At 72.0% G+C, this 19,679-nt stretch carries 16 protein-coding genes and 2 pseudogenes; 9 read left to right on the top strand and 9 right to left on the bottom strand.

Going from position 1 to position 19,679, the window contains the following annotated elements; all coding sequences use genetic code 11:
* Window positions 1–21 precede the first annotated feature (21 nt).
* Window positions 22–349 (bottom strand): annotated as a pseudogene (locus tag ACZ6SQ_RS12230) (response regulator transcription factor); the annotation flags it as partial.
* Between the two features lie 74 nt (window positions 350–423).
* Here ACZ6SQ_RS12230 and ACZ6SQ_RS12225 point away from each other — a divergent pair.
* Both ACZ6SQ_RS12225 and ACZ6SQ_RS12220 read left to right on the top strand, forming a co-directional pair.
* Complete coding sequence (locus ACZ6SQ_RS12225; protein ID WP_469559899.1) at window positions 424–765, top strand: hypothetical protein; 342 nt, start codon at window positions 424–426, stop codon at window positions 763–765.
* Window positions 766–1,025: 260 nt separating this feature from the next.
* Window positions 1,026–2,747 carry a lamin tail domain-containing protein gene (locus tag ACZ6SQ_RS12220; RefSeq protein WP_469559897.1) on the top strand — a complete coding sequence of 574 codons (1,722 nt, stop codon included), beginning with the start codon at window positions 1,026–1,028 and terminating at the stop codon, window positions 2,745–2,747.
* Between the two features lie 532 nt (window positions 2,748–3,279).
* On the opposite strand, the gene ACZ6SQ_RS12215 is transcribed toward ACZ6SQ_RS12220, so the two are convergent.
* The 8 genes from ACZ6SQ_RS12215 to ACZ6SQ_RS12180 form a co-directional block, all read right to left on the bottom strand.
* Window positions 3,280–3,675, bottom strand: a complete 396-nt coding sequence (locus ACZ6SQ_RS12215) for a hypothetical protein (RefSeq protein WP_469559895.1) — start codon at window positions 3,673–3,675, stop codon at window positions 3,280–3,282.
* Window positions 3,676–4,254: 579 nt separating this feature from the next.
* Window positions 4,255–5,676, bottom strand: a complete 1,422-nt coding sequence (locus tag ACZ6SQ_RS12210; protein WP_469559893.1) for an aminobutyraldehyde dehydrogenase — start codon at window positions 5,674–5,676, stop codon at window positions 4,255–4,257.
* Window positions 5,669–6,988: a flavin monoamine oxidase family protein gene (locus ACZ6SQ_RS12205; protein ID WP_469559890.1), complete on the bottom strand. Its 1,320-nt coding sequence runs from the start codon at window positions 6,986–6,988 to the stop codon at window positions 5,669–5,671. The genes ACZ6SQ_RS12210 and ACZ6SQ_RS12205 overlap by 8 nt, the downstream gene beginning before the upstream one ends.
* Window positions 6,989–7,015: 27 nt before the next feature.
* Window positions 7,016–8,086, bottom strand: a complete 1,071-nt coding sequence (locus ACZ6SQ_RS12200) for an ABC transporter ATP-binding protein (RefSeq protein ID WP_469559886.1) — start codon at window positions 8,084–8,086, stop codon at window positions 7,016–7,018.
* Between the two features lie 5 nt (window positions 8,087–8,091).
* Window positions 8,092–8,970, bottom strand: coding sequence for an ABC transporter permease (locus ACZ6SQ_RS12195; RefSeq protein WP_469559883.1), 879 nt, complete (start codon window positions 8,968–8,970; stop codon window positions 8,092–8,094).
* Window positions 8,967–9,860: an ABC transporter permease gene (locus ACZ6SQ_RS12190; protein WP_469559880.1), complete on the bottom strand. Its 894-nt coding sequence runs from the start codon at window positions 9,858–9,860 to the stop codon at window positions 8,967–8,969. The genes ACZ6SQ_RS12195 and ACZ6SQ_RS12190 overlap by 4 nt, the downstream gene beginning before the upstream one ends.
* A 3-nt stretch (window positions 9,861–9,863) precedes the next feature.
* A complete protein-coding gene (locus tag ACZ6SQ_RS12185) occupies window positions 9,864–10,988 on the bottom strand; it encodes a polyamine ABC transporter substrate-binding protein (protein WP_469559877.1) in 1,125 nt (374 codons plus the stop codon).
* Window positions 10,989–11,175: 187 nt separating this feature from the next.
* Window positions 11,176–12,357, bottom strand: a complete 1,182-nt coding sequence (locus ACZ6SQ_RS12180; protein WP_469559875.1) for an aromatic ring-hydroxylating oxygenase subunit alpha — start codon at window positions 12,355–12,357, stop codon at window positions 11,176–11,178.
* A 453-nt stretch (window positions 12,358–12,810) separates the two neighbouring features.
* Here ACZ6SQ_RS12180 and ACZ6SQ_RS12175 point away from each other — a divergent pair, with 453 nt between their 5' ends.
* The 7 genes and pseudogenes from ACZ6SQ_RS12175 to ACZ6SQ_RS12145 form a co-directional block, all read left to right on the top strand.
* Complete coding sequence (locus ACZ6SQ_RS12175) at window positions 12,811–13,236, top strand: hypothetical protein (RefSeq protein ID WP_469559872.1); 426 nt, start codon at window positions 12,811–12,813, stop codon at window positions 13,234–13,236.
* Window positions 13,237–13,241: 5 nt separating this feature from the next.
* Window positions 13,242–14,468 (top strand): NADH-ubiquinone oxidoreductase-F iron-sulfur binding region domain-containing protein, encoded by a 1,227-nt coding sequence (locus ACZ6SQ_RS12170; protein ID WP_469560253.1) that lies wholly within the window; start codon window positions 13,242–13,244, stop codon window positions 14,466–14,468.
* Window positions 14,469–14,685: 217 nt separating this feature from the next.
* A complete protein-coding gene (locus ACZ6SQ_RS12165) occupies window positions 14,686–14,877 on the top strand; it encodes a ferredoxin (protein ID WP_469559870.1) in 192 nt (63 codons plus the stop codon).
* A gap of 1 nt (window position 14,878) precedes the next feature.
* Entirely contained in the window at window positions 14,879–16,933 is a 2,055-nt protein-coding gene (locus ACZ6SQ_RS12160; RefSeq protein WP_469559867.1) for an acetate--CoA ligase family protein, read from the top strand.
* Between the two features lie 140 nt (window positions 16,934–17,073).
* A complete protein-coding gene (locus ACZ6SQ_RS12155) occupies window positions 17,074–18,246 on the top strand; it encodes an acyl-CoA dehydrogenase family protein (protein ID WP_469559864.1) in 1,173 nt (390 codons plus the stop codon).
* Window positions 18,247–18,283: 37 nt separating this feature from the next.
* Window positions 18,284–19,456, top strand: coding sequence for an acyl-CoA dehydrogenase family protein (locus ACZ6SQ_RS12150; protein WP_469559861.1), 1,173 nt, complete (start codon window positions 18,284–18,286; stop codon window positions 19,454–19,456).
* A 36-nt stretch (window positions 19,457–19,492) separates the two neighbouring features.
* Window positions 19,493–19,679 (top strand): annotated as a pseudogene (locus ACZ6SQ_RS12145) (3-hydroxyacyl-CoA dehydrogenase NAD-binding domain-containing protein); the annotation flags it as partial.

Raw genomic sequence — 19,679 nt, 5'->3', positions numbered from 1 at the left:
GGACGACGGCCTGGGCCCGCGTCCTGTCTCATAGGCGAGGACGACGGCCTGGGCCCGGTCGCGCAGGGTCAGCTTGGCGACGATCCGGGCCACCTGGGTCTTCACCGTCGCCTCACTGAGTGCCAGTATCCGCGCCAGTTCGGCATGGGAAAGGCTTCGGCCCATGAGCGTCAGCACCTCGCGCTCGCGCGGCGTCAGTGCGGCCAGGTCTCGGTGGACGGCCGGGGTTGAGAGGCCCGAACCGGTTCTGGTGGCGCTGGAAGGCGAAGCGCTCCACCGGGCGGCGGGTGATCGAGGGTGCGAGCAGGGCGTCACCAGTGTCGACCAGGCGTACGGCGGCGGCCAGATGCCAGAGCCTACGCCGCACAGCGCGGTGCCCATACGGTAACGACCTTCGACACCACGAAGGTCTCGCAGGAGCAGTTGGCGCGGACCGCCCGGCAGCCCGGCGTGGAGACCGCGGCCGGACCGTTCGGACAGGCCGTCGTCGACATCCCCGAGGACCGGCTCTGGATGGCGGGCGGCACCCTCACGGTGGTGGGCCGGGCCGATCCGGCGGGCCCCGTGGACCGGATCGAACTCCTTGAGGGCCACCGGGCCACCGCACCCGGCGAGATCGTCGTCAACTGGTCCGCACAGGGCTCCCCCGGCACCGCGCTCCTCGGCACCAAGCTGGAGACCCCCGGCGGACCGACGCCGGCCGTCGTCGGATTCGCCACCAGCATGAGCAAGTCGGCTAACGCCTGGTCTCGACGCATTCCGTGAATCGGCAGGTGTTCGGGGAGGCAGGAGGGAGGATGCGGGGGACGCAGCTCAGCAGATTGGGCCCGTGCGAGGTATGGCGCAGCGCCCGGTACCCGGTGCACACTGCGCAACGCGCGTAGAAGTGACATGCGGCCGAAACCTTCCGGTCTCCCGCGTGCAACCCGGCCCGCCTAGAACTGCCCTGCCGCCATGGCGTGTCCCCCACACACCCGGTGCGATGCTCCGCGAACCGTCCCCAACCGCTCGCGAAAGGCACCCTCATGTCACCTCGTCACATACCCGCCAGACGCCCCCGCCGCACCGCCGTGCTCGGCGCCGCCTTCCTGGCCGCCGCCCTGGCGCTGGCAACGCTCACCACCGCCCCCGCGGCGAACGCCGCCGCCTCGGTTCCGTCGCAGGGATCGCCCACACAGCTCGACGTAGGCAACTGGAACGTCGAGTGGCTCGGTGCGCCGGACTTCGGCCCGACCGACGAGGCGCTCCAGCAGCAGAACGTCCGTGACGTCATGGCGGGCGCCGACATGGACGTGTGGGGCCTCTCCGAGGTCGTCAGCAGATCGGCGTTCGACACACTCGTGGCCGGCATGCCCGGGTACACCGGGGTCGTGGCCAACGACCCGATCGTGACGAACGGTGCGCAGTACTACACGGACTTCGGTGACACCGAGCAGAAGGTCGCCCTCGTCTGGCGCTCCAGCATGGCCACCCTGGTGAGCGCGAAGGTCATCCTGACCGGCCAGAACAGCAACTTCGCCGGGCGCCCGCCGGTGGAGTTCACGCTGCGCGGCACGTTCGACGGTGTCACCCGTGACCTCGTCTTCATCGTCCTGCACGCGAAGGCCGGGTCCACCCAGGACGCGTGGAACCTGCGCAACCCCGCGTCGCAGGCCCTCAAGTCCTACCTCGACACGACCTACCCCACGCAGAACGTCTTCGTCGTCGGTGACTGGAACGACGACGTCGACACCTCCATCACACCCCAGAAGGCTTCGCCCTACGCCAACTTCGTGAACGACCCGGCGCGCTACACGTTCCCGACGCGGGCCCTGTCACTGGCGGGCGTGGCGTCGACGACGAGCTACCCGGACTTCATCGACCACCAGCTCACCACCAACGAGGTGCAGGCGAAGTACGTCGCCGGCTCGGCAACCGCCTTCCAGCCCCAGGCCTACGTCCCGAACTACGCGACGACGACCAGCGACCACTATCCGGTCCTGGCCCGCTACAACTTCACCATCGGCGGTGGCGGCGCGAACCAGCAGCCCACGGCGTCGTACACGCACTCCTGCACCGCTCTCAACTGCACCTTCACCGACGGCAGCACCGACGCCGACGGCACCGTCGTGAGCCGTGGCTGGGACTTCGGCAACGGCCAGACCTCGACGGCGACGAACCCGACCGTGACCTACGCGTCGGCCGGAACCTACCCGGTCTCGCTGACCGTGACGGACAACGGCGGGGCCACCCACACCACGACCCAGAACGTCACCGTCACCACCGGCGGTGGCGGAGGACCCGCCAACGTCGTCATCAACGAGGTACTGGCCAACGAACCGGGCAGCAGCACAGACGGCGAGGCCGTCGAAATCGTGAACGCCGGCGGCACGGCGATCAGCATCGCCGGCTGGACCGTCCGGGACGCCTCGGCAGTGCGGCACACGTTCGCGGCCGGTACGACACTGCAGCCCGGCAAGGCGATCACCGTGTTCGGCGCGGGCTCCGCGATCCCCGGCGGCATCGCGGCGGTGGCGGCCGGCACCGGCGGCCTCAACCTGTCCAACAGCGGTGACCAGGTCATCCTGCGGGATTCGGCCGGAGCGACGGTCCAGTCGATGAACTACACCTCGAGCCAGGCGAACTCCGACGGGGTGTCCGTCAACCGAAGCCCCGACGGCTCGGCGACCGGCGGCTGGGTCAAGCACAACACCATCAGCTCGCTGTCCCGCTCGCCCGGCCAGCGCGCCGACGGAACGGTGTACTGAGTCTGTGGCAGGCGGAGCGTCAGCCGACGGGCTCCCCGCGATCCGGGCGCGGCGGGTGACGAGCTGGGCACAGATCATGGCGATGCCGGCCTTCGCCTGGAATTCGCCTTCCTTGAGCGCGGGGAGCAGAGCCGGGTCGCGTCCGTGACGTCGAGCTGGTGGGCTCCTCCCCGCGTGTGCGGGGACGAGCCCTCGACTTCGTGGCCGGTGATGCTGGTGGGTCCATCCCGAGGTTGCAGGGACCAGTTCATGGAGAGCGGGGACCGCGAGATGGCACCGGGTCCATTCCTGCGGCACCCGTCCCTCCACGCTGCCGGCCGCGCGACCACGCAGCCGGGGTGCAGGCGCGGCCACCACTTCGCCGGGACGCCCCGCCGGGGCCGATCGGCGGCGGTCCAGCTGAAACGGTCACCGCCCGGCGGATGGCCTCCTCGCTCGGCTACCACGCCCCCGGAAGCCGACCTGCCTCGAGCCGGGACGCCTGCTCGACCGACGGGCCGGCCCGCGAACGGGCGATTGCCCGCACGCCTGGTCAGGCTGAGGCGAAAGCCTCCTCCGGGGCGGCGTCGAGGACGAATCCGTTGTCGAGCCGGACGCGGACCGTGACACGGAGCATCTGGCGTTGGTAGGCCAGCCAGTGCTCTTCCAAGGCCCCCACCTGCTCTTCCAGCTGTCTTCTGCTCGCGGGCGGCATCTGGTGGCCGAAGTCGTCGACGAGGGATTTGAGGCGCAGGTACTCACGGACGTCGTGGCTCTGCTGCCGGTGATGCTCGTCCACCTGCTCCACGGTGCCTTCGACGCCCGCTCCCAGGGCCAGGGAGGCGGCGAAGGCACCCGTCTCCTCCGGGGGCTCCCCGGCCGGGGTCGCCGATCCGGCCAGTCGCAGATCCACCGTCAGCCGCACCCGTTGGCCCACGTTCAGCGTCATCGATCCTTCGTCCTCCTCATCGGTCACCGGGATCCGGTACACGTGGCGCCGCCAGGCATACCGAGGGGAAAGGATCATCCCACCCTCGCCTCCGGTCCCGACACGTTCGACGCCCCCACCGGATAGGAGCAACTCTGCGAGCCCGTACACGGCTGGGGCCGGCCACGGTTTCGGAGGCGCGCTCGAAGGCCTTCTCGGAGGCGTTCTCACCCAGAAGGCTTCTGCCATCCGCGGGGACGGTTACGGCGCCGGGTCACGCGCGGCCGGCGGTGGCGAAGCTGCCGGTGCCGGAGCGGAGGACGGCAACCCGGCATGCGCAGGTCGCGATCCTGCTCTCCGGCGGACGTCGGCGGCGTGGGCGGCGTGGGCGGCTCACTCCCCGGCGGATGCCTCCTTGCCGGCCCCACCTCGGTGACCTGATCAGGCACCCGCTTCCCGCCCGGTGCCGCTTGCTCCGCACTTCCGGCCCCATGCCGCTTGCTCCGCCTCTGGAACCGCGAGATCCCGGCTGACGCGAGGACATGGCGAGCGCTCTGTCCGGCACGTCCGCCGTCCAGAGCGCTCGGCACGGTTCAGCCGTCACAGCATGACGTGCTTGACCTGGGTGTAGTCGAGCAGGCCGGTGAGGGAGAGGTCACTGCCGTACCCGGAGTGACCGACCCCGCCGTGCGGCATCTCCGACACCGTCGTGCCGTGGGTGTTGACCCAGACGATGCCGGTCCGCAGGGCCCGGGACGCGCGCATGGCACGGTCGTGGTCGCGCGTCCACACGCTCGCGGCGAGCCCCTGCGGGACGCCGTTGGCCATCCGGACGGCCTCGGCCTCGTCGGTGAAGGACTGGACGGTGACGACCGGGCCGAACACCTCGCGCTGCACGATCTCGTCCTCCTGCCGCACTCCGGCGACCACCGTGGCCTGGTGGAAGTAGCCGGGCCGGTCCACAGCGGCCCCGCCCGCGACGATCTCGGCATGCCCCGCAAGCCGCTCCAGCAGACCACTGACGGAACCGAGTTGACCGGCGTTGGCCAGGGGGCCGAAGTCGGCGTGCTCGTCGTCCGGTGACCCGGGCCGTCGGCGCGCCGCCCGTTCGGCGAAGCGGGACAGGAAGGAGTCGTGGACCTGCCGGTCGACCAGGATCCTGGTCGCGGCCGTGCAGTCCTGGCCGGCGTTGTAGAACGACAGTGACGACAACTGCTCGACCGCGTCGTCCAGATCGGCGTCCGCGTGGATCAACACGGGTGCGTTCCCGCCGAGTTCGAGGTGCAGCCGCTTGAGGTCGGCGGCCGCCGCCGCGGCGATCTCCTGCCCCGCGCGGACACTTCCGGTGACGGCCACCAGCCGGACGTCGGGGTGGGCGACCAGGGCGCGCCCGGTGTCGCGGTCGCCGCACACGACGTTGAGCACGCCCGGCGGCAGGTGCTCGGCGGCCAGCCGGGCCAGGAGCACGGCCGAGGACGGCGTCGTGTCGGACGGTTTCAGGACGACCGTGTTGCCGGCCGCGAGCGCGGGGGCGATCTTCCAGACGGCCATCATCAGCGGGTAGTTCCACGGCGTGATCTGCGCGCAGACGCCGACCGGTTCCCGCCGCAGCACGGAGGTGCGGCCCGGCGTGTACTCGGCGGCGGCGGCGCCGGGCAGATTGCGGGCGGCCCCGGCGAAGTACCGCAGCACATCCACGATCGCGGGCAGTTCGTCGTCGAGGAACAGGGTGCGCGGCTTGCCCGTGTCCGTCACCTCGGCGTCCGCGACCGGCCCGGCGGCCCGCTCCAGGGCGTCGGCGATCCGCAGAAGTGCCCTCTGCCGGTGTCCCGGAGTCGTCGACGACCAGCTCTCGAAGGCCTCTTCGGCGGCCCCGCAGGCCGCGTCCACGTCCTCGGGGCCGGACAGCGGAGCGGTCGCGTGGGAGAGGCCGGTGGTCGGGTCGATCAGCGGCAGGGTGGCGCCGCACGCGGCAGGCACCTCCTTGCCGCCGATGTGGTTGAGTCGGTCGGTGTCAGCCACGGCGCAGTGCCTCCTCGGCGGCCGCCCGGCCGGTGCGGACGGCGCCCTCCATGTATCCGGCGACCCACTGGTCGGAGCCGCAGACGTAGAACGGCGGTTCGTGCGTGCCGTGCAGCGGGCCGACGGCCGTCACCTCGCCCGGCGGCCACTGGGTGACGTAGCCCTGGGTCCACGGGTCGGTGCCCCACAGCCGCAGATGGCAGGCGGTCGGCCGCAGGGCCTCGTCGCCGAACATCGCGGCCGTCTCGGCGAGCAGTTCGGGTGTGCGCAGGTGGGGCGGGGTGCCGAGCAGGACGCCGTACCGCTCGGGCGGGACCAGCGCCGAGAGGATGCCGTCGTTCTGCGGCCAGGTGCTTCCCAGCACGCCTTCCGCCTCGGACAGGCCGCTCAGTCCGGCGTCCCGCCAGAAGGGACGGTCGTAGACGGCGGCGAACTTCGCGGCCGTGGCGTGGCGTTGCCGGTGCAGTGAGGCGAGCCGCTCGTCGCTGACCCCGCTGACGGCGACATCCCGCAGCGGGCCGACAGGCAGCGCGCTCACCACGGCTTCGGCGGTGAGGACCTCGCCGGAGGCCAGGCGCACGGTGCTGCGCCCTGGGCGAATGTCCAGCGCGGCGACGGGCGAGCCGAGCCGGACGCGCGGGCCCAGCACGCGGCCCAGGACCTCGGCGAGTGTCGCCGAGCCCTCCGCGAGCCGCAGTCCCTCCCAGTCGTCGTAGTCGTAGTCACCGGTGCCCGAACCGGGGACCGCCGCGCTCTTGCGCAGCGCGGCCAGCAGGGAGATCCGCTCGTACGAGCCGCCGGCGAGGGCGAGTTGGCCGATGTCCCACAGCCGTACGACCGCGGGGCCGGCCTCGCGCGAGCGCAGCCAGTCGGCGACGGAGAGCCGGTCCAGGGCGGCGGCGTCCGGATGCGACCAGGGGTCGTCCGGGTCGACGGTGGCGGCGAGGGCGGAGAACTCCTTGCCGAGGCGGGTGTGCAGGGCCGCGTCACCGGGGCCGAACCAGTGCGGCGGTTCACCGGTCGAGAGCCCTTCCGGGGTTGCGCGGGTCATGCGGCCCGGCTCTTCGACATAGCTGGGAACCAGCTTCAGGCCCAGTTCTGCGGCCAGCCGGAGATAGGCGGTGTGCGCGTGGCCGACGACTTCACCGCCCAGCTGGACGGTGCGGCCGTCGGGTGTGCGGGTCTGCTCGACCCGGCCGCCGACGCGGTCCCGGGCCTCCAGGACGAGTACGTCGGTGCCGGCCGAGGCCAGGTCCCGGGCGGCGGCGAGACCGGCGAGACCGGCGCCGAGCACGATCACGTCGTGATGCATGGGTTCGCTCTCTTCCGTCGGGGGCCCTCAGGCCAGGACCAGGCAGTGCTCGGGCCGCCACCCGAACTCCACGGTCTCGCCGCCGCTCCAGCGGTCCTCCATCCGGGCGCGGGCGGTGTTCTGCTCCAGCACCGACAGCGTCACGCCCGGGGCGAGTTCGATCAGATAGGTCGTGGTCGGGCCGCTGTAGACGGTTTCGCGGATCACTCCGCTCAGCTTCGCCATTCCCGGTTCGAAGTCCGACAGCCAGATCTTCTCGGGGCGCACCGAGACGCTGACGGCGGTGCCGTCCGCGATGCCCGAGCGCGCGCCGACGGGCAGGGCGGGGCCCTTGTCGAGGGTCACCTCGCCGTCCCGGTAGGTGCCGTTCATCAGGTTGGAGGTGCCCATGAAGGAGGCCACGAAGCCGGTCGCGGGGTGTTCGTAGATGTCCTCGGGGGTGCCGCACTGCTCGACGCGCCCCGCGTTCATCACGGCGATCCGGTCGGACATGGTCAGCGCCTCGTCCTGGTCGTGGGTGACGAAGACGAAGGTGATGCCGACCTCGCGCTGGATCTGCTTCAGCTCCACCTGCATCTGCCGGCGCAGCTTCAGGTCGAGGGCGGCCAGCGGCTCGTCGAGCAGCAGCACGGCCGGACGGTTGACGAGTGCGCGGGCCAGCGCCACGCGCTGACGCTGGCCGCCGGAGAGGGTGCGGGGCCGGCGGTCGGCGAGACCGGCGAGTTGCACCAGTTCCAGCGTCTCGCCGACGCGCCGGCGTATCTCGTTCCTGGGGACGCCCTTGCGCTTGAGGCCGAAGCCGACGTTGTCGGCGACGCTCAGATGGTCGAACAGGGCGTAGCTCTGGAAGACGGTGTTCACGTTGCGCTTGTCGGGCGGCAGCGCGGTGACGTCCTCCCCGGCCAGCAGCACCGCGCCCTCGCTGGGGTCGCTGAAGCCGCCGATCATGCGCAGCGTGGTGGTCTTGCCGCAGCCCGAGGGGCCGAGCAGGGAGAAGAAGTGGCCTGACTCGATGTCGAGGTCCAGGCGGTGGACGGCGTAGGAGTCCGCGTACTGCTTGGAGACACCGTCGAGCCGGACTGCGGGAGTCGCGTCCATGGGGATCACTCTCCGGAGAGGATGTCGAGGCCGCCGCGGCGGCCGAAGAGGCGCGGGATGAACAGGGCCAGGGCGATCAGGGCGATGGATCCCGCGAGCATGAGCGTGCCGACCGCGTTGATGGTGGGCTGCACGCCGAAGCGGATCGCCGAGTAGATCCGCACGGACAGCGGCTGGGGGTCGACGCCGGTGGTGAAGTAGGCGAGGACGAAGTCGTCGAAGACCAGCGCGAAGATCAGTACGGCGCTCGCCAGCACCGCGGGCAGCAGCGCCGGCAGGGTCACCAGCCGGACCGCCTGCCAGCGGGTGGCGCCGAGGTCCATGGCGGCCTCCTCCACCTCCGGGTTCAGCGCGGCGACCCGGGAGCGGAGGATGACGGTGACGTACGAGATCGAGAAGGTGATCTCGGCGAGCATCACCGTGCCGGTGGAAAGCGGTACGCCCAGGCCCTTGAACAGCAGCATCGAGGCGACGCCGGTGACGATCTCGGGTGTGATCAGCGGAACCAGCATGACCAGGCCGGCCAGGGAGCCCAGACGGGTCCGGCAGCGGACCAGACCGAGAGCGAGCGCCACGCCGAGGAGCACCGAGCCGGCCGTCGCCACAAGGGAGATGCGCAGGCTGGTCCCCAGGGAGGCGATCAGTACGTCGTCGTGGACGAAGGCGCGGTACCAGCGCAGGCTGAACCCGTCGAACACGGTCAGGGACTTCTGGGAGTTGAAGGAGAACAGCGCGACGACGGCGATGGGCAGGTAGAGCAGCGCGAAGAACAGCCCGGTGATCGCGATGAGGACGCGGGGCCTGCGGTGGGTGCGCCGGCGCTTCCCGGTCCGGGCGGTGTCACGGCCCGGGGCCTTGGTGGAGGCGGTGCTGAGCAGGGTCATCGCAGGGCCTCCGCCTCGTCCTTGCGGGTGCGCCGCAGATAGCCGAGCATCCCGATCAGCAGGACCAGCATCAGCAGCATGGTGAGCGCCGAGCCGAGCGGCCAGTTCTGGCCCTGGAAGAACTTGTCCTGGATGAGGTTGCCGATCATGATCTGGTCCGGGCCTCCCATGAGCTGTGCGCTGACGAAGTCGCCCATGGCGGGCAGGAAGACCAGGACGAGCCCGGCCGCGGCGCCCTGCCGGGTGGCGGGCAGGGTGACGAAGAAGAACGTGCGGACCGGGCCGCCGTACAGGTCGCGGCCGGCCTCGATGAGGGAGACGTCGAGGCGTTCCAGTGCCGCGTACAGCGGGATGATCATGAAGACGACGAACCCGTAGACGAGTCCGGCGACCACGCCGAAGCCGGTGTTGAGGATCTTCGTGCCCTCGTCGGCCAGGCCCACCGCCCGCAGGGCGCGCAGCACCGGCCCGTCGTCGGAGAGGACCACCGACCAGCCGTACATCCGCACCAGGTAGTTGGCGAAGAACGGCACCACGATCGCGGCGATCAGCGCGTGCTTGAACCGGCCTCCGTACAGGGCGATGGTGTACGCCACCGGATAGGCGATCAGCAGACAGATCACGCAGGTCAGCAGGGCGTAGCCCAGGGAGCGGGCCAGGACCTCGCTGTAGGCGGGGTCGGCGAGGGCGCGTACGGCGGACAGGTCGAAGCCGAAGCGCGGGTTGCCGAGTTCGTCGGTGGTGCCGACCGCGAGGACGGCGACGAGGACCAGCGAGGCGATCAGGAAGCCGGTCATCCACAGGGTGCCCGGCAGCATGAACCAGACCCACATCCGGTTGCCGGAGGTGTCCCGGCGGCGGGCGCGGGACGAGGGGCGCGGCAGTGCCATGTCTCAGCCCGCCTTCACGTGGGTCCAGGCGGTGTCGCGCGCTTCCTCCGCCGCGCGTCCGGCGTTGCGGAAGAACGCGTCGGCCTTGAGGTCGTCCTGGGTGACCAGGCACTCGGGGAAGGGCTCGACGAGGTCGGCGTAGATCTTCTCGGTGCCCGCGACCGGCATCGGGTAGCCGATGTACTCGATGTTCTTCTTCACGTTCTCCGGCCGCAGCATGTAGTCGATGAACAGCGTCGCCGTGCCGGGGTGGGCCGCGTTCCAGGGGATGGCGTAGCAGTCGGAGTTGATCGGCGTGCCCTCCTTGGGGGCCTGGAACCCGAACACGGAGGGGTCGTCGGCCTGGTTGAGCATGGCGGCCATGTCGCCGCTCCACGCCTGCTGGATGAGCGCGTTGCCGTTGAGGAGGTTGTTGTAGCTGTCGCTGGAGAAGCCGCGCAGCCGCGGGCGCAGGGTGCCCAGCAGGGAGGTGATGCGGTCGAGGTCGCCGGGGTCGCCGGTGCTGACGTCGAGGCCGAGCGTGAGGGCGGCCATGCCGAGGACCTCGTCGCGGTCGTCCAGGAGGAAGACCTTGCCCCGGGCCCGGTCGTTCCACAGGTCCCGCCAGGAGTCGGTGAGCTCACCGATCTTGTCGCGCCGCCAGCCGATGCCGGTCTTGTACGCGGTGAAGGGGACGGTGTGCGCGGAGCCGGGGTCGTACCAGGGGTCGGTGAAGTACGTGTACGTGCCGAACACGGACTGCGCGTTGGCCAGCCGGGAGTGGTCGATACGGCGCAGCCGGCCCCCGCGGGCCAGACGCTGCGCCCACTTGGCCGTGGGGAAGATGATGTCGTAGCGGTTGCCGGCGTTGAGCTTGGCGACCATGCCTTCCATCGAGTCGAAGTTCGACTGGATGACCTTGACGCCGTATTCCTTCTCGAAGCCCTTGAAGACGGCCGGGTCGACGAAGTCGGCCCAGTTGAAGTAGACGAGATCGCCGTCGACGCGGGCCTCGGCCGGGGCGAGCTGGTCGGCGTCGGGTTTCTTCGCGGGCATGAACCCGCAGCCGCCGGCCGCTGCGCCCAGCAGGCCGAAGGCGCCTGCCCGCAGCACTCCGCGTCGGGACGGGGGTGGTACCTCGGGGGACATGGAACGTCCTCTCCGTCGAGGAACGACACAAGTCCAGGGCTGGACCGGCTGGTCGGTTCGCTTCAGGCCCTGATTCCGAAGGAAGACCGGTCTGGGGAGGGTGCGTGAGCGGCTCAGAGGGCGCGGGATAAGGCCATGGCCGAGGGCAGGCGTACGGGGCGGGGCACGGCCGGGGTGTGCGCGGGTGTCACTGCGCGTCCCCCTCCAGGTCCTTTCGGACCCGGCCGGCGAACCAGCCGACGGCGGCCTCGCGCTGCGACAGCGGTCCGGGCTCGAACCCCGGCATGCGCATTCCGGCCTGTACACGCTCCACCAGATCGGCGTCCTCGTCGTTGGTGACCCAGCCGATGTGGATGTTCAGCCGTCTGGCCAGCCGGGTGCGGACGTCCTCGCCGGGCTTGGTGTAGAAGGCGCCGGGGATCGCTGCCCGGTCCTGGGCGGCGGGCAGGGCGGTCCACGCGAGCACGTGGTCAGGGTAGAAGTCGATGAGCGTGTTCGGGTAGATCACGGCGTACCGCCATACCCGCCGGTCGTCCTCGGTGAGGCCCGGCATCGGGGTCGCCAGGCGCTGGTAGAGCCGTTCGGTCCAGTTCGAGGAGGGCTTGTCCCGCAGGGGCGACTCGAACAGGACGTAGTTCTCCTGGACGTCCACCGTGTACGCGGCGTAGTCGAGCAGACGCATCAGCGCGGGGTGGGCCACAGGGACGTGGTAGCCCTCCAGGTAGTTGTCGACGATCACCTTCCAGTTGGCGTTCTGCTCCTCGCCGCCCTCCAGGTCGTGGATGCGGTGCTTGCCGACCGGCACGAGACCGGGCCCGGCGTAGCGTCCGACGGCTTCGGCGAGCCCGGCGCAGCTCTCGGCGAGCGGCGTCGCCTCCAGGTCCAGGTTGACGAAGACGAAGCCGAGGAACGACTCCACGTTGACCGGGTGCAGTCCGAGCCTGGGCTTGTCCAGGCACGGGATGCGGCGGGCCTCGGGGGCGCCGATCAGGCGTCCGTCCAGCTTGTAGGTCCAGCCGTGGTACGGGCAGCGGATCGCCTTGCCCGAGGGCTCCGGGTCGGTGACCAGACGGGTTCCGCGGTGCCGGCACACGTTGAGGTGAGCGGCGAGGCCGCCGTCCTCGGTGCGGACGACCAGTACTTCCCGGCCGGCTGCCGTGGCGGCCAGCCGGGCGCCGGGGCCGGGGAGGTCGGACTCGTGGCAGACGAGCTGCCAGGACTTGGCGAAGATGAGGTCGGTCTCGGCCTTCGCGATGGCCGGATCGGTGTAGTAGCGGGCCGCCAGGGCCTCCCCGGGGTGCTCGGCAGGCGGTACCTGCGGAGTCGGCGAGGCGTCGACGTCGGCTGCCCGGGTCGTCGAGGGGTTCATGGGGTCCTCCTCCGCGCCGCGTGCGCGGCGACGGTCGGTGAGGGCGCCGCCGGGAGAGGCGGCAGGAGCGCGCTGCGGACCTGCCTCGATCTGGCAGGTTCAGGCTTCCGGACTGCCGGATCCGGCTGACTAATTGGTTAGTCAGATTGGGACCGCCGACGGGGCAAGTCAAGACTTGTGGCCTGACTAATTAGTTAGTTAGGCTCGTGGCAGGCGACGGCCCGGGGCCCGCAGACGGATGCCCAGGCGCCCTCCGCAAAGCCCGCGGACCCCGGTCCGCGCCACAGCGGGAGCGCTGTCCGGGCGCCCCGCACGGCTCCCGCCCCACGTCGCACCTCGTACGTCCTACCCCGTTCGCCGTACGTCCTACGGCGCCCGAGCAGCCCCTTCCCCGTCATCGCCGCGCCGCCCCCTTGCCGGACCCCCGGGAACGGAGCGATCCCGGAGGCACGCATGAGCGCTCGCCGAAGTCTCGTCTGGCTCGGCCTCACCCCCGAGCCCGAACAGGAACTGCCCGCAGCGGTGGCCGCCCTGCGCTCCCCCCGGGACCACCGCCCGCCCTCGGCCCTCGTCGCGGCGGAACGCCAACGCGTCGAGCGGCTGGTGCTGCGCGGCACACAGCGGGGCTGGCTGCGCTACCTGCACGAGGTCACCGAGCTGGTCGTCGAGGCGGCCCGGTCCCGCACCGCGGACCCGGACGCGGCGCTGCTGGCCGGCGAAGTCGTCCTCGACCACCACCGCATGCTGATCGGCCTGCCCGGAGGGGGCTACGACCGCACCGCCGCCCAGCGGCGGGAGCTGGAGCGGGCGCTGGCCCGCCTGAGATCCCGCGCCGCCCTCGCGCCCACCAGCCGCACCGACTCCAGGAGGACCCCTTGACCAGCGTGTACTCCCTCCTCCCCGAAGGACGGTCCGGCCTCCTCTCCCCCACCCCGGCCGCCGGCGAGGACATCGCCGGGTACCTCACCGCGGGCGGCTACGCGCCCCTTGTCGCGCCCGGCCGGCTGCTCGACCGTATCGCCGCGTCGGGACTGCGCGGCCGGGGCGGTGCCGGGTTCCCGGCCGCCGCCAAACTCCGGGCCGTCCGCGACGCGCCGGGCCCCGGCGTCGTCGTCGCCAACGGCGAGGAGGGCGAGCCGGGAAGCGTGAAGGACCGCTGGCTGCTGCGCCACCGCCCGCACACCGTCCTGGACGGGCTGCGGCTGGCAGCGGCCCTGACCGGCGCCGAGCGCGGCCATGTGTACCTCTCCGACCCCGCGGCCGAGCGGGCCGTGCGCCGGGCGCTCACCGAATGCGCCCTCGACCTGCGCATCGACGTCGTCCGCACCGAGCACACCTACGTCGCGGGCGAGGAGAGCGCCGTCGTACGGCGCCTCGACGGCGGCCCCGCGCTGCCGACGGCCAAACCCCCGCGGCCGTACGAGAGCGGTGTCGGCGGCGCGCCCACGCTCGTCGCCAACGTGGAGACGCTCGGCCGCCTCGCGCGGATGAACACGCACCCCGGCGAGGCGGACGCCGTCGCCGCGGCCCACCTGGTCACCCTCGCCGGAGGCGGCGGTGACGCAGCGCTCGTGGAGGTGCCCGCCGGCACGCATCTGAAGGTCCTCGCCGACCTGTGCGGGCACGGCCGGTCCGAGGCGGTCCTGCTCGGCGGGATGTTCGGCGGCCTGTACGGCGAGGGCTGGCGGGACCTGCCGCTCGACCACGACGGCCTGCGCGCGGCCGGGGCGGCCCTCGGCTGCGGAGCCCTGCACTTCCTCGGTCCCGAGGACTGCCCCGTCGCCGTCGCCGTGGAGGCCGCCTCCTACCTCGGGGCCCAGAGCGCCCGGCAGTGCGGCGTGTGCGTCTCGGGCACCGGTGCGATGGCCAGGGCCCTGACGGCCGTCGCCCGCGGACAGGGGAACCCCGACACGCTCACCCAGCTGCACCGCTGGTCGCGCCAACTGCCCGGCCGCGGAGCCTGCGCACTGCTCGACGCCGCCGCCCGCGTCGTCGCCACCCTCCTCGACCGCTTCCCCGACGCGCTCGGCGCCCACCGCAGCCCCGGCTGCCCCGCCTGCGCGGGCCCGGCACCCGAGGACGGGCGCCGCTTCACCGTCCCGGTGCCCTGAGCCCCTCCCCCGCACCGCCGCACCGGTTCGACCCGAGTGTCCGAACCGCACCCGAGCCTTCGCTCACCCAGTACCGCCGCGCCGAACGGACCGGGGTTCCCCCGACGACACCCGATTCCCACACGCACCAGCCCCACCGCGCCGAACGGCCCCGCATGCCCCCCGACCACACCCGATCCCTGCGCACACCAACACCGCCGCGCCGAAAGGACCCGTCATGAAACTGCTGCTGGACTCCACCCGCTGCCAGGGCTACGGCCTCTGTCAGGAACCCGCACCCGAGCAGATCGACCTCGACGAGTGGGGCTACGCGTCGGTGCGCGCCACCGAGGTGCCGCCCGACGGCGAGGCGGACGCCGAAGCCGCCGTCACCGCCTGCCCCAACTCCGCGCTGAAGCTGGTGAAGTGACATGGGACGTGATCTCTCGGCCCTCTTCGACCCGGTATCCGTCGCCGTCGTGGGAGCCAGCGACGACCCCGCCAAGTACGGGCACGCCATCGCCGCCCAGGCGATCCGCGCGAACGGCCGCCGCCCCGTCCATCTCGTCAACCGGCGCGGCGGCACCGTCCTCGGCCGCACCGCGGCTCCCAGCCTGAGCGCACTCGGGGAACCCGTCGACCTCGCCGTCGTCTCCGTGCCCGCCGCCGGCTTCGAGGACGCCGTCGACGAGGCGCTGCGGTGCGGGGCCCGCGCGATCGTCGCGATCACCGCCGGGTTCGCCGAGACCGGTGACGCCGGACGCGCCCGGCAGGAGGCCGTCGCCGGGCGGGTGCGCGCCGCCGGTGCCGTGATGGTCGGGCCGAACTGCCTGGGCCTGGCCGACAACACCACCGACCTCTTCCTCGCCTCCGACACCTTCACCCCCGGCGGCGTGGCCCTGCTGAGCCAGAGCGGCAACCTCGCCCTCGAACTCCAGCTCCGCTTCCGCCCGCACGGCCTCGGCTTCTCCCGCTTCGTCTCGCTCGGCAACCAGGCCGACGTCACCCTTGTCGACCTGCTCGCCGACTGCGCCAGGCACGACGGAACTCGGGCCATCGCCGTGTACGCCGAGGACTTCGGCGACGGACGCGCCTTCGCAGAGGCGGCCGCCGGCGCCGGGAAGCCGGTCGTGCTGCTCACCGCCGGACGCGGCAACGCCTCCGCGCGCAGCGCCCAGTCGCACACCGGGGCGCTGACCACTTCGGCCGACGTGGTGACCGCCGCGTGCCGGGACGCCGGGGTGGATCTGGTCGCCACCCCGCGCGAACTCACCGTCGTCCTCGCCGCCAGACACGGCGGACGGCGGGCCGACGGCCGCAGAGTCGCCGTGCTCACCGACGGCGGTGGCCACGGCGTCATCGCGGCCGACGCCGTCGAGGCCGCCGGGCTGACCGTGCCCGAACTGGACGAGCCGACGCGAAAGCGGCTGCGCGAGGCCCTGTGGGAACAGTCGGCCGTCGCCAACCCGGTGGACCTCGCCGGCATGGGCGAGCAGGACCCGGACTCCTACGCGCAGACGGTCACCGCGCTGCTGGCGGCCGAGGAGGTCGACGCCGTCCTGATGACCGGGTACTTCGGCGGCTACGCGGCCGCCGAGGGCGGACTCGGCGGAGGCGGCACGGCCCTCGCGGACGGGGAGCAGGCGGCGGCACGCCTCATCGCCGCCCGGCATCGCGCCACCGCCACCCCCCTGGTCGTGCAGTCGATGTATCCCCAGTCGCCCAGCTGCCGCACCCTCGCCGACGCCGGGATCCCCGTCTTCTCCGCCACCGAGGACGCCGCCCGCGCACTCGCCGCCGCCGCACCGGGCGCACCCCTCACCGGTGTCACCCCCCTGCCCAGCCCGGCGACCCCGCTGCGGGAGACCGGCTATCTGCAGACCCGCGGAGCCCTCGAGGCGGCCGGACTCGCCTTCCCCGCCGCGCGCGAGGTCCACGACGAGACCGAACTGCTGGCAGCGGCCGGGGAGTTCGGCGGCCCGTACGTCCTGAAGGCACTGCACCTGCTCCACAAGTCCGACGCCGGAGGAGTGGTCCTCGGCCTCGCCGGCCCCGACGAACTGCTCGCCGCCTTCCGGGAGATGCACGCCCGGCTCGGCGCCCCCTCCTACTCCGTGGAGGCCATGGCCGACCTCAGCGACGGAATCGAACTGATCGTCGGTGTCAACCGCGACCCGCGCTTCGGCCCGGTCGCCATGGTGGGACTGGGCGGAGTGCTCGCCGAGGCACTGCACGACGTCGCCTTCAGCCTCGCCCCCGTGCCCGCCGACCGCGCCCTGCACCTGCTGCGCGGACTGCGCACCGCGGTCCTGCTCGACGGCGTGCGCGGCCGGCCGCGCGTCGACGTCGACGCCGCCGCCGCGGCCATCGAGGCGATCACCGCGTTCGCCGCGGCCCACCCCGAGATCGCCGAGATCGAGGTCAACCCCCTTCTCGTACGGCCGGACGGCGCCCTCGCCCTCGACTCCCGCGCCGTGCTCGCCTGACCGCGCCGTACACGCCCGGCCAAGCCGTACTCCGCCCGTCCGAGCCGTACGCGCCGGAGCCAAGCCGTACGCCGCCCGCACCAAGCCGTACTCCGCCCGAGCCGATCCGTACTCGCCCGACCGACCCGGAAGAGGTCTCCATGGACATGCGCTACACCCCCGAGCAGGCCGACCTGAAGCGTCGCGCCGCCGAGTACGCCCGCCTGCTGATGCGCTACGAGGGCCAGTCCGAGCAGGCCGGCGGGCCCCTGCCGCAGGAGCTCGTCACCGAACTGACCCGCGCCGCGATGGACGCCGGGGTCTACGCCATCAACATGCCCGCCGAGTGGGGCGGCGCGGGCCTGAGCCTGCTCGACCAGGTCATCGTGGAAGAGGAGTTCGGCAAGGTCACCAACTGCCTCTGGGACATCCCCTGGCGGCCCGCCAACGTCCTCGCCCACGGCGACGAGCGGCAGCGCGAGAAGTACCTGCTGCCGGTGATCCGCGCCGAGAAGTTCGACGCGTTCGCCGTCACCGAGCCCGGCGCGGGCTCCGACCCGTCCGCCGGCACCTCCACGGCCGCCCGCACCGACGGCGGCTGGCTGCTCAACGGCGAGAAGTGGTTCGTCACCTGCGGCGACATCGCAGACTTCCTGCTGGTGCAGGCGGACGCCGGTCCCGAGAAGCTGCCCACGCTGTTCTTCGTCGACAAGGCCGCGCCCGGCGTTGAGATGACCCGCGTGCCGCACTTCATGCACTCCGCGGTCAACGGGCACCCCGAGTTCACCTTCACCGACGTCTTCGTCGCCGACGAGGACGTGCTCGGCGGCGTCGGCAACGGCTACGAGCTGACCAAGGAGTGGTTCACCGACGAACGCCTGATGATCGCCGCCCGCACCGTCGGCGCCGCCGAACGCGCCCTCCAGCTCGCCCGGGACTGGGCCGTGGAGCGCGAGCAGTTCGGTGCACCCATCGCCTCGTACCAGCTGATCCAGGGCATGCTCGCCGACTGCGCCGTCGACATCGCCGTCAACCGCGCCTACACCCACCAGGTCGCCTGGGAGGCCGACCGGCCAGGCACCGACCGCAAGACCCTGCACGCCAAGGCCTCCACCGCCAAGCTCGCCGCCAGCGAGGCCGCCGGCCGGGTCGCCGACCGCTGTCTGCAGATCTTCGGCGGCCGCGGCTACGACCGCACCTACCCCGTCGAGCGCATGTACCGCGAGCTGCGCGTCGACCGGATCTGGGAGGGCACCTCCGAGATCCAGCGGCTGATCATCGCCAACGAGCTCATCAAGCGCGGCTCGGGCGTCCTGGCCCTGCCCACGCACTGACACCCCCCTCTTTCCGCATCACACAGCGAGGACTTCCATGGACTTCCGCCTCACCCCGCGCCAGGTTCAGCTCAAGAGCGACGCACGGGCCCTCACCGACTTCATCGCCGGCTACGAGACCCGGTGCGAGGAGGACAACGGCCTGCCCGCCGACGCGCACACCAAGATCCGCGACGCCGTGCTGGACGCCGGACTCCAGGCCGTCAACATGCCCGCCGAATGGGGCGGCGCCGGCCTCACCATCGCCGAGCAGGTCACCGTGCAGGAGGAGCTGGGCCGGCTGACCGGCGCCCTGTGGGACATGGTGTGGCGGCCGGCGAACGCGCTGCGGTTCTGCACCCCCGAGCAGCGCGAGCGCTTCCTCGTCCCGGTGATCAAGGGCGAGCGGCGCGACTGCTACGCCGTCACCGAGCCCGGCGCGGGCTCCGACCCACAGAACCTCGCCACCACCGCTTCGAAGAACGACCTGGGCTGGGTGCTCAACGGCGAGAAGTGGTTCGTCACCGTCGGCGACCACGCCGACTTCATGATCGTGCTCGCCGCGGCAGGACCGGAGCGCGCACCGACCCTGTTCCTCGTCGACAAGGACACCCCCGGCATCGAGATGACCCGGGTCCCGCGCTTCATGCACACCTTCGTGTACGAGCACCCCGAGTTCACCTTCACCGACGTCCAGGTGGGCGAGGACGCCGTCCTCGGCGGCATCGGCGAGGGCTACGACATCACCCGCTCCTGGTTCACCGAGGAGCGCCTGATGATCGCCGCCCGCACCACGGGCGCCGCCGAGCGGGCCCTGGAGCTGTCCCGGGACTGGGCCGTGGAACGCGAGCAGTTCGGTGCACCCATCGCCTCCTATCAGCTGATCCAGGGCATGCTCGCCGACTGCGCCGTCGACATCGCCGTCAACCGTGCCTACACCCACCAGGTCGCCTGGGAGGTCGACAATTCCCCGGCCGAGGACCGCAAGACCCTGCACGCCAAGGCGGCCATCGCCAAGCTCGCCGCGAGCGAGGCGTCCGGCCGGGTGATCGACCGCTGTCTGCAGATCCACGGCGGCCGCGGCTACGACCGTGCCTACGCCGTCGAGCGGCTCTACCGGGAACTACGCGTAGACCGGATCTGGGAGGGCACCTCCGAGATCCAGCGGCTGATCATCGCCAACGAGCTGATCAAGCGCGGCTCGGGGGTTCTGGACCTGCCCACCGCCTGACGTGCGCCGACGCAGACCTCAAGGAAAGGGAGACGGATGACCGACATCAAGCGCGTGGGAGTCGTCGGCTGCGGGCTGATGGGCGCCGGAATCGCCGAGGTCTGCGCACGGGCCGACGTACCGGTCACCGTCGTGGAGCGGGGGGGGGGGGGGGGGGGGGGGGGGGGGATCTTTCCCGTCTCCTCCCCCCCCCCAGACGCCTCAACCCGGCAGGGCGCGTTGG

The organism is Streptomyces sp. NPDC048600, assembly GCF_055587025.1.
This window is presented reverse-complemented; position numbering and strand designations above follow the sequence as displayed.